Raw genomic sequence first — 481 nt, 5'->3', positions numbered from 1 at the left:
GGCGGTTGTAGAAGGTCTCGATGAAGGTGAAGACCTCGGCGCGGGCGGTGGCCCGGTCGGGCCAGGTCCGGGTGCCGATCTCCTCCTTGAGCAGGGCCCAGAAGCTCTCGGCGGCGGCGTTGTCGAAACATGATCCAGTGCGCCCGCAGCTCTGCCGGAGTCCCAACTCGCCTATTTGCTCACGGAATTGGGAGGACGTGTACTCGCTGCCGCGATCACTGTGGATCACGCAGCCCGGCTCCAGGTTCCCCCGTCCGTGGGCCATGTCCAGGGCGTCCACGACAAGTTCGGCACGGTGGTGATCGGCCATGGCATAGCCGACGACCTCGCGGGTTGCGAGGTCGAGCCAGCAGGCGAGGTAGAGCCAGCCCTCGGCGGTGGGCAGGCAGGTGATGTCGCCGACCAGCTTGATCCCGGGACGCTCGGCGTGGAAGTCGCGGCCGATCAGGTCCGGGGCCGGCTTCGCCTTCACGTCCGGCCG

The 481-nt window shown here is 68.0% G+C and carries 1 protein-coding gene; it reads right to left on the bottom strand.

The genetic code is table 11. The features are described from left to right. Positions 1-481 (bottom strand): IS3 family transposase (locus NGF19_RS30465; protein ID WP_252429178.1); only part of this gene is annotated, 481 nt, incomplete at both ends.

It is taken from the genome of Streptomyces macrolidinus, assembly GCF_023887685.1.
In the GTDB taxonomy this organism is placed as follows: Bacteria; Actinomycetota; Actinomycetes; order Streptomycetales; family Streptomycetaceae; genus Streptomyces; species Streptomyces macrolidinus.
Note: the sequence above shows the minus strand (reverse complement) of the source record. Positions and strands in the feature narration are given on the sequence as shown.